Source organism: Serratia sp. TSA_105.2 (assembly GCF_052692115.1).
On sequence record NZ_JBQZFT010000008.1, the window covers coordinates 45,463 to 58,325 of the forward strand.

Annotated in this window: 10 protein-coding genes; 2 read left to right on the forward strand and 8 right to left on the reverse strand. The window is 63.2% G+C overall.

Annotated features, from left to right (window positions below):
- Positions 1-3: 3 nt before the first annotated feature.
- Entirely contained in the window at positions 4-1,269 is a 1,266-nt protein-coding gene (gene csiE, locus ACUTSC_RS19970) for a stationary phase inducible protein CsiE (protein ID WP_197768801.1), read from the forward strand.
- On the opposite strand, the gene ACUTSC_RS19975 is transcribed toward csiE, so the two are convergent.
- Both ACUTSC_RS19975 and glyA read right to left on the reverse strand, forming a co-directional pair.
- Entirely contained in the window at positions 1,270-2,415 is a 1,146-nt protein-coding gene (locus ACUTSC_RS19975; protein ID WP_445653516.1) for a 3-phenylpropionate MFS transporter, read from the reverse strand.
- A gap of 156 nt (positions 2,416-2,571) precedes the next feature.
- Entirely contained in the window at positions 2,572-3,825 is a 1,254-nt protein-coding gene (gene glyA / locus ACUTSC_RS19980) for a serine hydroxymethyltransferase (RefSeq protein ID WP_047570908.1), read from the reverse strand.
- A 357-nt stretch (positions 3,826-4,182) separates the two neighbouring features.
- Between glyA and hmpA the strand changes: the two genes are divergently transcribed.
- Entirely contained in the window at positions 4,183-5,373 is a 1,191-nt protein-coding gene (gene hmpA / locus ACUTSC_RS19985) for an NO-inducible flavohemoprotein (protein ID WP_197658718.1), read from the forward strand.
- Between the two features lie 37 nt (positions 5,374-5,410).
- Here the strand turns inward: hmpA and ACUTSC_RS19990 are convergent, their stop codons facing one another.
- From ACUTSC_RS19990 to ACUTSC_RS20015, 6 genes are all read right to left on the reverse strand, one after another.
- Positions 5,411-6,595 carry a c-type cytochrome gene (locus tag ACUTSC_RS19990; RefSeq protein WP_197768803.1) on the reverse strand — a complete coding sequence of 395 codons (1,185 nt, stop codon included), beginning with the start codon at positions 6,593-6,595 and terminating at the stop codon, positions 5,411-5,413.
- Positions 6,592-8,502, reverse strand: coding sequence for an NAD(P)-binding protein (locus ACUTSC_RS19995; RefSeq protein ID WP_197768804.1), 1,911 nt, complete (start codon positions 8,500-8,502; stop codon positions 6,592-6,594). Before ACUTSC_RS19995 ends, ACUTSC_RS19990 begins: the two co-directional genes overlap by 4 nt.
- Positions 8,503-8,587: 85 nt before the next feature.
- Complete coding sequence (gene patD, locus ACUTSC_RS20000) at positions 8,588-10,012, reverse strand: aminobutyraldehyde dehydrogenase (RefSeq protein WP_197768805.1); 1,425 nt, start codon at positions 10,010-10,012, stop codon at positions 8,588-8,590.
- 35 nt (positions 10,013-10,047) lie between these two features.
- Entirely contained in the window at positions 10,048-10,854 is an 807-nt protein-coding gene (locus ACUTSC_RS20005; RefSeq protein ID WP_443002961.1) for an ABC transporter permease, read from the reverse strand.
- The gene (locus tag ACUTSC_RS20010; protein ID WP_033644105.1) at positions 10,844-11,788 is read right to left on the reverse strand and encodes an ABC transporter permease; all 945 of its coding nucleotides are present in this window, start codon (positions 11,786-11,788) and stop codon (positions 10,844-10,846) included. The genes ACUTSC_RS20005 and ACUTSC_RS20010 overlap by 11 nt, the downstream gene beginning before the upstream one ends.
- Position 11,789: 1 nt before the next feature.
- Positions 11,790-12,818 carry an ABC transporter ATP-binding protein gene (locus ACUTSC_RS20015; RefSeq protein ID WP_445653517.1) on the reverse strand — a complete coding sequence of 343 codons (1,029 nt, stop codon included), beginning with the start codon at positions 12,816-12,818 and terminating at the stop codon, positions 11,790-11,792.
- Positions 12,819-12,863 lie beyond the last annotated feature (45 nt).

The window sequence follows — 12,863 nt, forward strand, 5'->3', positions numbered from 1 at the left end:
ATAATGAGCCTGGACACCTCTCCCGTGCCCGAGCTCTCCGGACAACAACGGCGCTGCCATCTGCTGCTGATGCTGTACACGCCGGAGCCCGAGTTACAGCTGGAGACCCTGAGCCGAATCAACGGCGTCGCCCCCCCGATAACCCGGCAAGATATAGCCGAGGTGGCCAGTGAAATCCAGCGTTTCCACCACCTGGAGATCGCCATCGATCCCGATCGTGGCTACCAACTGCGGGGCAGCGCGCTCGACCAGCGCCTGTGCCTGATCCATTGGCTGCGGCGTGCCCTGCGCTGCAGCCCGCAATTCGTTGAAGGCGATTTCGCCCCGCGCCTGCGGCACGCGCTGGCGGCCGATGCCGCCCCGGCGTCTGAGCTGGCAGAGGCGATCGATGCCTGCGAGCCGCTGCTCAACCGCCACTTTGACGCGCGCGACCGCCAATTTCTGCAGCATTATCTGCTCTACTGCGCCTGGCAAAATCGCCTGCGGCAGCATCCGCGTTTCGATGCCGTTCAGCGCGACTGGCTGCGGCAAAAGCCGGAGCAACAGGCCGCCGCCTGGCTGCATCAGGCCTGCAACCGGCTGTTTAACCAGCCGCCGCAGGCAGACGAGCGCGATTTTTTGGCGCTGACGTTTACCATGTTGAAAAATCACAGCTACCACAGCAACGACTCCGCGCAAGAACAGCGGCTGATGGCGGCCATCGACAGCATGGTCGAGCGTTTCCAGCAGCTTTCCGGCATGGCCTTCAGCAGCAAGGCGGAGCTGGTCAGCCAGCTGTTCGCCCACCTGGCGCCGGCGCTGGAGCGCTGCCGTTTCACCATCGGCATCGACAATATGCTGTTGGAAGAAGTGGTGCGCAAATACCCGCGGCTGATGCGCACCACGCAGGAAGCGCTGAAACCGCTGGAGCAGGAGTACGGCGTGCATTTTTCCAACGAGGAGACGGGCCTGGTGGCCATCAGCTTCGGCGCCTGGCTGATGCAGGACAACGCGCTGCAGGAAAAACAGGTGCTGCTGCTGACGCTGGACAACCCGCAGCTGGAAGAGGAAGTGGAATATCAGATCCGCGAGCTCACGCTGCTGCCGCTGAACATCAAGTATCTGCCGCTGAGCGACTATCTGCGCGGCGGCGCGCCGCAGGGTGTCATGCTGGTGATCACCCCTTATGCGGCGGTGCACAGCGATCCGCACCCGCCGCTGATCTATACCGAACTGCCGCTGGAAACCCGGCAGCGCCAAGCCATCCGCACGCTGCTGGAAGCCCCTTAATCAACGGCTGACACTGACCGCCGGCGGCCGGATGAACAAGGCCGGCACCGCGACCGCCGCCATCACCCAGAATACCCCGCCCTGCCAATGTTCGAACAGGAACCCGGCAATGACCGTCATAACGGCGATACCGCCGCCCATCGCCAGCGCCGAATACACCGCCTGCAGCCGGATCACCTCTTGCCCCTGGCGCGCGGCAATAAAGCGCATCGCCGCCAGATGACAGACGGTGAAGGTGCCGCAGTGCAGGATCTGGATCAGCAGCAGCCAGCCCAGCTCGGTACTGTAGGCCATCAGGCTCCAGCGCAACACGCCGCAGCAGGCGGAGAGCAACAGCAGGTTGCGCGCATTCCAGCGGCGGAACAGCACGTTGCTGCTGGCGAAAATAATCACCTCCGCCACCACGCCGAGCGACCACAGATAGCCGATGGTCGAGGCCGAATAGCCCGCCTCCTGCCAGTAAATGGAGCCGAAGCTATAGTAGCCGGCGTGCGCCCCCTGCAGCAGCGTGACGCACAGCAGGAAGCGCCAGACCGGCCCCTCTTTCAGCAGTGCCCACATCGAGCGCTCGGCTTCGCTGTGCGTGCGCGCTTCGCCCTGCGGCATGACGCTCGGCTTCAGCAACATGCCCAGCAGCATCGCCAACACGCTGAAGATCAGGCTGTAGAGAATCGCGTTATGGCCCCACACCGCCACCAGCTGCCCGGTCAGCGCCGAGCCGATGACGAACGCCAGCGAGCCCCACAGCCGCACCCGGCCGTAGTCCATGCGGATCTGCTTTTGCCAGGTGGCGGCCAGCGCGTCGGTCAGCGGCACCAGCGGCGAGAAGAACAGGTTGAAACCCGCTATCACCAGCATCAGCCAGCCCCAACCGTTGCCGAAACAGAAACCGACCGCGAAGGCCAGGGTCAGCAGCGCCAGCAGGCGCAGGGCGGAGACTAAATGAGAGGGATCTTTAACGCGGGGAGCAATCAGTAAGCTGCCGAGGAAGCGGGCCACCAAGCCGGCGCCGAGCAATATGCCGATGGTTTCGGGCGCGATGCCCTCGCCTTTCAGCCACACGCCCCAGAACGGTAAGAAGATACCGTAGGAAAAGAAGTAGGTGAAATAACTGAGCGCGAGCCAACGCGTGGATTGCAGAACCATGATCCCTCCGGAGTGAGGGCAATACTTTGACAGAGCTCACACCGCCCCGCAATCTTCATTCCACTTCAATGCGTTAGAGTGCCAGACAGCTCACAGTTTGCCGCGAGCGGCCACAAAAAAACCCGCCGCAGCGGGTTTTGTCGGGCGAAAGCGGGATTATGCGTAAACCGGCAGGCGGGCGCAGATATCCAGCACTTTCTTCTTGGTGCGTTCAATGGTGGCTTCATCGTTGATGTTGTCCAGCACATCGCAGATCCAACCGGCCAGTTCGCGCACGTCGGCTTCTTTAAAGCCACGACGGGTGACGGCCGGGGTGCCGATACGCACGCCAGAGGTGACGAACGGGCTCTTAGGATCGTTCGGCACGCTGTTTTTGTTGACGGTGATGTTGGCGCGGCCCAGGGCAGCGTCCGCTTCTTTACCGGTCAGGTTTTTGTCGACCAGATCCAGCAGGAACAGGTGGTTATGGGTGCCGCCGGAGACCACTTTGTAGCCGCGCTGCAGGAACACGTCCACCATCGCCTTGGCGTTGACCGCCACTTGCTGCTGATAAACCTTGAACTCAGGCTCCATCGCTTCTTTCAGTGCCACCGCCTTGCCGGCGATCACGTGCATCAGCGGGCCGCCCTGGCCGCCAGGGAACACGGCGGAGTTCAGCTTTTTGTACAGATCTTCGTCGCCGCCCTTCGCCAGGATCAGGCCGCCGCGCGGGCCCGCCAGGGTTTTGTGGGTGGTGGTGGTGACGATGTGCGCGTGCGGTACCGGGTTCGGGTACACGCCGGCGGCGATCAGGCCGGCCACGTGCGCCATGTCGACGAACAGGTAAGCGCCGATGCTGTCGGCGATTTCGCGCATTTTGGCCCAGTCAACCACGCCGGAGTAAGCGGAGAAACCGCCGATGATCATTTTCGGCTTGTGGGTTTGCGCCTGCTTGGCCAGATCGTCATAGTCGATTTGGCCTTTGTCGTCGATGCCGTAAGGCACCACGTTATACAGTTTGCCGGACAGGTTGACCGGGGAACCGTGGGTCAGGTGGCCGCCGTGCGCCAGGTTCATGCCCAGAATGGTGTCGCCCGGCTGCAGCAGCGCGGTGTACACGGCGAAGTTCGCCTGGGAGCCGGAGTGCGGCTGCACGTTGGCGTAATCGGCGCCGAACAATTCTTTGGCGCGATCGATAGCCAGCTGCTCAACGATATCCACGTATTCGCAGCCGCCGTAGTAACGCTTGCCCGGATAGCCTTCAGCGTATTTGTTGGTCAGCTGGGAACCCTGAGCCTGCATCACGCGCGGGCTGGTGTAGTTCTCAGACGCGATCAGCTCGATGTGCTCTTCCTGACGCACCACTTCCTGCTCCATGGCACGCCACAGTTCCGCATCGTAATCGGCAATGTTCATTTCACGCTTTAACATCCGGCATCTCCTGACTTAAATCAGCTAACTAAAAAATCACCAAATAACTACCCGTTTGGGTTCTGGGCCACAGTGTAAACCGTTTCGCCCCACCGAAGATAGGTCTTGACAGAGGTTTTTACGCAAACGATTGGCATAAGGTGGCGCAAGGCTTTGATCCGATAAATACCGCCGTTTATCAACGGACATTTCCTCATGCGAACGATGCGCTTTTTTCATGTTCTGTGAGCGCGATCGACGCCCGAAGAACACCGCAACGAAAACAAGGGTATTTACAAGCGACGCGGAACCCAATAAGATGCATTTAAAATACATCATTACAATTATCGTCAAGATCCCAACCCAAGGAGCGCTTCCATGCTGGATAGCCAAACCATCGCCACCGTGAAATCCACCCTTCCCCTGCTGGCTGCGACCGGGCCGAAGCTGACCGCCCACTTTTACGATCGCATGTTCGCGCACAACCCGGAATTGAAAGACATTTTCAACATGAGCAACCAGCGCAACGGCGATCAGCGTCAGGCGCTGTTCGACGCCATCTGCGCCTATGCCGCCAACATCGAGAACCTGGCGGCGCTGCTGCCGGCGGTGGAGCGCATCGCGCAGAAGCACACCAGCTTCAATATCCAGCCGGAGCAGTACAACATCGTCGGCGGTCACCTGCTGGCGACGCTGGACGAAATGTTCAGCCCGGGTCAGGAAGTCCTGGACGCCTGGGGCAAAGCCTACGGCGTGCTGGCCAACGTATTTATCCAGCGTGAAGAGCAGATTTATCAGCAGAGCGAAACCGACAACGGCGGCTGGCGCGATCTGCGCGCGTTCCGCATCCTGAAGAAACAGCCGCAGAGCGACGTGATCTGCAGCTTCGTGCTGGCACCGGTGGACGGCGGCCGGGTGGCGGACTTCAAACCGGGGCAATACCTGGCGGTCTACATCAAGCACGACAGCCTGGAACATCAGGAAATTCGCCAGTACTCGCTGACCACCTCGCCGAACGGCGAGTTCTACCGCATCGCGGTCAAGCGTGAAGATCAGGGTAAAGTGTCCAACTACCTGCACCAGCAGGCACAGGAAGGCGACGTGATCTACATCGCCCCGCCGCACGGCGACTTCTTCCTCGACGTGGCGCCGACCACGCCGGTGGCGCTGATCTCCGCCGGCGTCGGCCAAACCCCGATGCTCGGCATGCTCAACACCCTGCACGACAACCAGCATCAGGCGCAGGTCCACTGGCTGCACGCGGCGGAAAACGGCAGCGTGCACGCCTTTGCCGATGAGGTGGCGGATATTGCCGGGCGCATGCCGAATCTGAGCCGCCATGTGTGGTACCGCGAGCCGGGTGCCGATGACGTGGAAGGCCGCGACTATCACAGCCGCGGATTGATGGATTTGAGCGCGCTGCAAGGTAGCCTGGCCGATCCGCAGATGCACTATTACTTTTGCGGCCCGGTGGCCTTCATGCAGTTCGTGGGCAAACAGCTGCTGGAAATGGGCGTAGAGGCCGAACGCATCCACTACGAATGCTTCGGCCCGCATAAGGTGCTGTAATGCTTGCGGAGCGCGGCCGTCAAGCCGCGCTCCCCCTTCATTTCGCCTGCAGCTGACGCGCGTCTTGCACCTGCTGCACGGTCACCGGCGCCGCCTGGTTGCCCCAGCTTCCCCGCAGATAGCTCATCAGATCCGCCGCCTGTCGATCGTTCAACGCCCAGCCGTAAGCCGGCATGTCAAACGCCATCGCCTGCTGCGTGATCGGCGTATGCGCCCCCTCCAGCACTACCCGCAGCGCGGTCAGCGGATTGTCCGCCGTTACCGTGGCATTGCCCGCCAGCGCCGGAATGGCAAAATCGGTGCCCTCCCCCTTATTGCCGTGGCAGGTCGAGCAGTACATCGCATAGGTCGCCTTGCCGCCCGGGTTATCCCCCTGCACGGCAGGCGCAGCGGCTTTGGCGCCGGTTTCCGGCGCCAGGCTGCGCAGGTACACCGCGATGGCGTTCAGATCGCCGTCGCTGAGATACTGCGTACTGTGGGTCACCACCTCGCTCATCGGCCCGGCGACCGCCGCATGGCGGCTGCGGCCGGTTTTCAGCAGCGCCGTCACCTCTTCCGGCGGCAGGCCGCGCAGATTGGAGGCGTACCAGCCGTCCAGCTCGGCGCCGCTCAGGAACACCGGCTCCTTACCGTCCAGCCCCTTCTCCTGCATCGCCCAGCCGCGCGGCGTGTGACAGCTGCCGCAATGGCCCGCGCCCTGCACCAGGTAGGCGCCGCGGTTCCACTCGGCGCTTTGCTGCGGATCTGCCTGATACGGCTGGTCGTCGTGGAACAGCTGGTTCCACACCGCCAGCGGCCAGCGCATCGACAGCGGCCAGCTGATGTCGCTGTCACGGTTGGCGACGTTCTGCGCCGGCACTTCATTCATCAGATAGTCATACAGCGCGCGCATGTCTTCCGCGCTCATTTTGGCGTACGAGGTGTACGGCATCGCCGGGTAGAGCCGGTGACCGTCTTTGGCTACCCCCTGGCGCATGGCGCGATCGAACTCTTCGAACGAATAGGCGCCGATGCCGTGCAGCTTGTCCGGCGTAATGTTGGTGGCGTAGATAGCCCCGAGCGGCGTCGGGAACTTCATGCCTCCCGCCAGTTCAGCGCCGCCCGGCGCGGTGTGGCAGGCGGTGCAGTCACCGGCCTTGGCGACGTATTCCCCGGCCGACATCGCCTGGGCCGAGCCGCCGGCCGCCAGCAGGCTCAACAGGTACAGCGAACGCAGACTCATGCTCCCTCCTTGGCGGCAACCTTGCCGTAGGCCAGTTCGTTCACCGCGCGCCACGCCTGATCGATCGCCGAGTTGGCGTACGGGCTCCAGTCGGAATCGGAGTTGGCGATAACGATCTTGCCGATCGGCTGCCGCGCCGTTTCGATGATTTTCTTGGCCTCGTCTTCGTCGTCGAACAGCCCGTTAAGGAAGTAGGAGTAACCGTGCGACCAACGGTTGACGGTGATCGCCTGAATGTCGCGCTGATGATCGAAACCGGCGTCGCCCAGCATGCCCTGCAGCTGTTCGCGGATCATCTGCTCATGCACCTCGAACGGCGTGCCCAGCAGCAGCGCGCGCCCTTTGCGCGACTGCTCGCGCGGGCTGAGGCCGCTGCCCGGCAGCGTCGGCACGTACACCATATGCAGGCCGATCGGCCGGTCCGGATCGCGCGGGTGCTGATACCCGCCCATGCTCACCGGGTAGTCCAGCTTCACGCGGCTGTACGGCGCGGCCGGCGAATAGATCTCGTGCACGCCCAACTTGATGAACGGCTGCCAGTTGCGGATCACCACCTTGCTGTATACCAGCGGCGCCTTGACGTTCTGCTTCAGCGCCTCCTGCTGCTCATGCGACATCTCCGGCACCAGGTACGGGATCATCATGTTATAGCCGGCCATCACCACCTGCCCGGCGCGCACTTTGGTCATCTTCTCGCCGGTCATGTAGGTGACTTCCACCTTGTCGCCAACGTTGGCCGCGTGCAGCCCGGTGCTGTTCAAACGCAGCTTCACCGGCGACTCCGGCCGATCGAGCTGGCTGTAGTCGAATTTGGCCAGCACCACGTCGTTCATGTCTTTGCCGGCCGGCGCCACCGCCGGGATCAGCTTGCGCACCATCAGGCGCGTCAGCGTGGCGTTGCCGTCCGGGAAGTGGAACACGTAAGGATCGTCGAGATCCGCCTGCGACTCTTCGTCCAGCGGCGGCAGATTCATGCCGCCAAGGCCCGGCAGATCGCAGATGCGCGCATCGCTGCACGACGTGCCGTCGATGCCCACCGCCTGGAAATCGTTGGTGGTCTGCTGGAAATAACGGATCGCCAACTCGCTCAGGCCCACCTTCTCGCGCAGGAACTGGGTGTAGCTGTGGGTATCGAGCCACTCGACCTTCTGCTCCAGCGTCATCTCCGGCAGATAATCTTTCTCCACCGTATGCAGTGCGATCAGCGCCTGGCGATCGCTTTCCGGCAGCGGGAAATCACCGATGAACGCTTCATAAGAGCGGCCGTTGAGACGATCGCGCGGAATGTCGTCTGCCACCGTGCGGCCCGGATCGCCGCTCACCACCTTGTCGACGCCGAAGTTCTTGCGATCGAAGTAAACCCCGCGGCTCAGGTTCAGATCCGGGTAGAAGGTAGTGTCAAACGCCTGCTCCAGCCGATCGATATCGACGCCGAGCTTGCGCAGCAGCCCCATCGCCACCGGGCTGAAGTTGGAGCGCGGCGACTGCAGCGATTCGCTGCCGCCGTAGCCGAGCAGCATGCCGTCGTCGGTGTTGAATTCGTTGCGCTTGGCGTGGCCGCCGAAGTCGTCATGGTTGTCGATCAGCAAAATGCGCTGCTGCTCGCCTTTCAGCTGCTGCCAGAAGCAGGCGGCCGCCAGCCCACTGATGCCGGCGCCGACCACCACCAGATCGAACTCTTCAACGGCGGGCACGCTGCCGAAATCAAAGGTTTTACCGTCGCGCCCCAGCTGGTGCGCATGCTCGAACGAGCCCGGATGGTTGCCCCGCAGCCCGGTCAGCGCCGGCGGGTAGTACAGGGTTTGATTGGCGGTTTGCGGCGACGCGCGCAAGATTTGCAGCGGCGTCAACCCGGCGGCGATGGTGATCGCCACCCCGTTGAGAAAATCGCGTCGGGTGATACCCATATAGGCTTCCTTTCAATTTTTATTATCATCGGCCGGCCGGGGCCGGCCCGAAGGCCGCGCTATTGTGCGGATAATTATTGTAAAATCAATGTTTGAACATCACATGACGAATGGCGGTGTAATCCTCCAGCCCGTACATCGACATGTCCTTGCCGTAGCCGGACAGTTTCTGGCCGCCGTGCGGCATTTCGCTCACCAGCATGAAGTGGGTGTTCACCCAGGTGCAGCCGTATTGCAGGCGGGCGCTCAAGCGATGCGCGCGGCCCACGTCACGGGTCCACACGGACGACGCCAGCCCGTAGTTGGATTCGTTCGCCCAGGCCAGCACCTGCTCTTCGTCGTCGAACGGCGTCACCGTCACCACCGGGCCGAACACCTCGCGCTGCACGATCTCATCCTCCTGGCGCGCGCCGGCCAGCAGCGTCGGCTGGAAGTAGTAACCCGGCCCTTTCACCTTCTCGCCGCCGGTCACCACCTGCACGTGCGGCAACGCTTTGGCGCGCTCGACAAAACCGGCGACCCGCTCCAGATGCTGGGCGGTAATCAATGGCCCCAGCTCGGTGCTCTCGTCGTCCGGCGCACCGATCTTCAGGCTGGCCACCGCCTCGCCCAGCCGCTTCACCAGCTCGGGATAAATGCTTTTCTGCGCGTAGATGCGGCAGGCGGCGGTGCAATCCTGCCCGGCGTTGTAGAAACCGAAGCCGCGAATGCCGTCCACCACCTGCTGCAGATCGGCATCGTCGAACACCAGCACCGGTGCCTTGCCGCCCAGCTCCATATGGGTGCGCTTAATGCCGGCGGCGGTGTGGGCGATGATGTGCTCGCCGGTGGCGATCGAGCCGGTCAGCGACACCATGCGCACCTTGTCATGCCCGGTCAGCCGATCGCCGACGCTTGTGCCGCGGCCGAACAGCACGTTGAGCACGCCCGGCGGGAACAGCCCGGCGGCCAGTTCGGCCAGTTTAAAGGTGGTCAGCGGCGTCTGCTCCGACGGCTTGATCACCACGCAGTTGCCCGCCGCCAGCGCCGGCGCCAGTTTCCAGGCCGCCATCATCAGCGGGTAGTTCCACGGCGCGATCGAGGCCACCACGCCGAGCGGATCGCGGCGGATCATCGAGGTATGCCCGGCCAGATACTCGCCGGCCGCCATGCCGGTCAGGCAGCGGCTGGCCCCGGCGAAGAAGCGAAACACGTCGGCCACCGCCGGCAGTTCGTCGTTCAACACGCAGTGATAAGGCTTGCCGCAGTTGAGCGATTCCAGCCTGGCGAAGGTCTCGGCATGCTCGTCGATCAAATCCGCCAGCTTGAGCAGATGCTCGGCACGCGCCTTCGGCGTGGTTTGCCCCCAGGCGGCGAACGCGGCGTCCGCCGCCAGCACCGCGCGATCGACCTGCTCCGGGCTGGCCTCCGCCACCTGCGCGATCACTTCGCCGGTCGCCGGGTTATACACCGGCTGGGTCGCGCCCTGGCCATTCACCAGGTGGCCGTCAATCAACAGTTGGCTTTGCATAGGGTTATCCTTTTATCAGAGGTCGGGTAAGGAAATTATTTGCCGCTGCCGGCGACGCTTTCCCCACCTTTGGTCAGGTAGTAAGCGCCGAGGATCGGCAGCATGGTTAACAGCATTACCGACAGCGCCACCACGTTGGTGATCGGCACGTCGCGCGGGCGACCGAGTTGGTTCAGCAGCCACAGCGGCAGCGTGCGCTCGTGGCCGGCGGTAAAGGTAGTCACGATGATTTCATCGAACGACAGCGCGAACGCCAGCATGCCCCCGGCCAGCAGCGCCGAGCCGAGGTTCGGCAAGATCACGTAACGGAAGGTTTGCCAGCCGTCGGCGCCGAGATCCATCGACGCTTCGATCAGGCTGTACGAGGTGCGGCGGAACCGGGCGATGACGTTGTTGAACACGATCACCACGCAGAACGTCGCATGGCCGACGACGATGGTCAGGATGCCCGGCTCGATGTTCAGCGCCTTGAAGGCGGCCAGCAGCGCCAGACCGGTGACGATCCCCGGCAGCGCGATCGGCAGCAGCAACAGCAGCGAAATGCTGTCCTTGCCGAAGAAATCGCGCCGATACAGCGCTGCCGCCGCCAGGGTACCGAGCACCAGCGCGATGGCGGTCGCCAGGCAGGCGATCTGCGCCGACAGCAGCACCGCATCGAGGATATCCTGCCGCCCGGCGGCAACGTTGAACCAGTGCAGCGTGAAGCCCTTCGGCGGGAAGCTGAAAGCGGCATCCTCGGTGTTGAAGGCGTAGATGGCGATGATCGCCAACGGAAAATGCAGGAAGATCAGTCCGCCCCAGGCGGCCAGCTTCAGCCCTAAGGGCGCGCGTTCAAAGTGCATCGAAAGCCCCCAGACGTTTGACGATGGAAAGATAAATGGCGATCAGGACGATCGGCACCAGCGTAAAGGCCGCGGCCATCGGCATATTGCCGATCGCACCCTGTTGGGCGTACACCATGCTGCCGATGAAATAGCCCGGCGGCCCCACCAGTTGCGGCACGATAAAGTCGCCCAGCGTCAGCGAGAAGGTGAAGATCGACCCGGCGGCGATGCCCGGCACCGCCAGCGGCAAAATGACGTGGCGGAAGGTCTGCGCCGGTCGGGCGCCCAGATCCGCCGAGGCATGCAGCAGCGAAGGCGGCAGGCGCTCCAGCGCCGCCTGGATCGGCAGGATCATGAACGGCAGCCAGATATAGACGAACACCAGGAAACGCCCCAGCCCCGAGGTCGACAGCGTGTTGCCGCCGACGCCGGGCACCGTCAGCAGCGAAGCCAGCAGCGGCTCCAGCCCCAGGTGCTGCAGGAACCACTGCGCCACGCCGTCTTTCGCCAGCAGCAGGGTCCAGGCATAGGCTTTAACGATATAGCTGGCCCACATCGGCATCATCACCGCGATGTAAAAGAACGCCTTGACGCGGCCGCTGGTGTAGCGCGCCATGTAATAGGCGATCGGGAACGCCAGCGCCGCGCTGGCCAGCGACACCAGCACCGCCATGGTCAGCGTGCGCAGGATGATGTCGTAGTTGGCCGGGTTGAACAGCGCCGCCAGGTTAGCGAAGGTCAGATCCGGCGTCACCGCCATGGTGAAATCGTCGAAGGTGTAAAACCCTTGCCACAGCAGCGTCAGCAGCGAACCGAGGTACACCGCGCCAAACCACAGCAGCGGCGGCACCAGCAGCAAAAGCAGATACAGCGTCGGCCGGCGATAAAGCCAGGTCGACAGCGCGCGCACGGTACCGCCGCGCGCCGAGGGGGAATCGATGCTCATGTCCATCTCACCTCTCCTCCAGCAGCGGCACCATCGCCGCGCGCGGCCAGCAGGCGACGATCGGCTGGCCGATCTGCCGCTGTTGCCCTTCGGCGATCCACTGCGGATTGGCCTGACTGACCAGCAGCTTTTCGCCGCCGTTCAGCGCGATTTCATACCGCGTGGCCGCGCCCTGGTAATGGATTTCCTGCAGCGTGCCCTGTACCTGGATCTCGTCCTGCGCCGCGCCGCCGTGCTCCAGCAGGCGGATATGTTCCGGCCGGATCGAGAAGGTCCGGCTTTCGCCGAGCAGGCGCTGCGCCAGCTCGCTGCGCACCACGTTGGAGGTGCCGACGAACTCGGCGACGAACGGCGTCTTCGGCCGCATGTAAAGCTCGCGCGGCGTATCCACCTGTTCGATGCGGCCGTTATTGAACACCGCCACCCGATCGGACATCGACAGCGCTTCGCTTTGATCGTGGGTGACGAAGATAAAGGTGATGCCCAGCTGGCGCTGCAGCTTCTTCAGCTCGCCCTGCATCTGCTCACGCAGCTTGAGATCCAGCGCGCCGAGCGGTTCGTCCAACAGCAGCACCCGCGGCCGATTGACCAGCGCGCGCGCCAACGCCACGCGCTGCCGCTGGCCGCCCGACAGGTGCGCCGGCTTGCGTTCGGCAACGAAACCAAGCGCCACGCTCTCCAGCGCCTCTTGCGCCCGCGACAGCCGCTCGCGTTTGGCGACGCCCTTCACCATCAGGCCGTAGGCGACGTTTTCCAGCACCGACATGTGCGGGAACAGCGCGTAATCCTGAAACACGGTGTTCACGTCGCGCTGATACGGCGGCAGGTTGGCGGCTTCCTGGCCGTGGATGCGAATCGAGCCGGAAGAGAGCTGTTCAAAGCCGGCGATCAGGCGCAGGCAGGTGGTTTTGCCCGAGCCGGACGGCCCGAGCATGGAGAAGAATTCCCCGTCCTGAATGTCGATGGATACCCGATCCACGGCGCGAACATCGCCGAAAGTCCGCGAAACATCGATGAATTGCACGGCAATGGTCATTTTCTGTGCTCCATACTGATGTAGTTCGGGCGCAGCGGGCTGCGC

Coding starts and splice junctions, on each gene's coding strand:
- csiE (WP_197768801.1), top strand. CDS start 4: ATGAGCCTGGACACCTCTCCCGTGCCCGAGCTCTCCGGACAACAACGG.
- ACUTSC_RS19975 (WP_445653516.1), bottom strand. CDS start 2,415: ATGGTTCTGCAATCCACGCGTTGGCTCGCGCTCAGTTATTTCACCTAC.
- glyA (WP_047570908.1), bottom strand. CDS start 3,825: ATGTTAAAGCGTGAAATGAACATTGCCGATTACGATGCGGAACTGTGG.
- hmpA (WP_197658718.1), top strand. CDS start 4,183: ATGCTGGATAGCCAAACCATCGCCACCGTGAAATCCACCCTTCCCCTG.
- ACUTSC_RS19990 (WP_197768803.1), bottom strand. CDS start 6,595: ATGAGTCTGCGTTCGCTGTACCTGTTGAGCCTGCTGGCGGCCGGCGGC.
- ACUTSC_RS19995 (WP_197768804.1), bottom strand. CDS start 8,502: ATGGGTATCACCCGACGCGATTTTCTCAACGGGGTGGCGATCACCATC.
- patD (WP_197768805.1), bottom strand. CDS start 10,012: ATGCAAAGCCAACTGTTGATTGACGGCCACCTGGTGAATGGCCAGGGC.
- ACUTSC_RS20005 (WP_443002961.1), bottom strand. CDS start 10,854: ATGCACTTTGAACGCGCGCCCTTAGGGCTGAAGCTGGCCGCCTGGGGC.
- ACUTSC_RS20010 (WP_033644105.1), bottom strand. CDS start 11,788: ATGGACATGAGCATCGATTCCCCCTCGGCGCGCGGCGGTACCGTGCGC.
- ACUTSC_RS20015 (WP_445653517.1), bottom strand. CDS start 12,818: ATGACCATTGCCGTGCAATTCATCGATGTTTCGCGGACTTTCGGCGAT.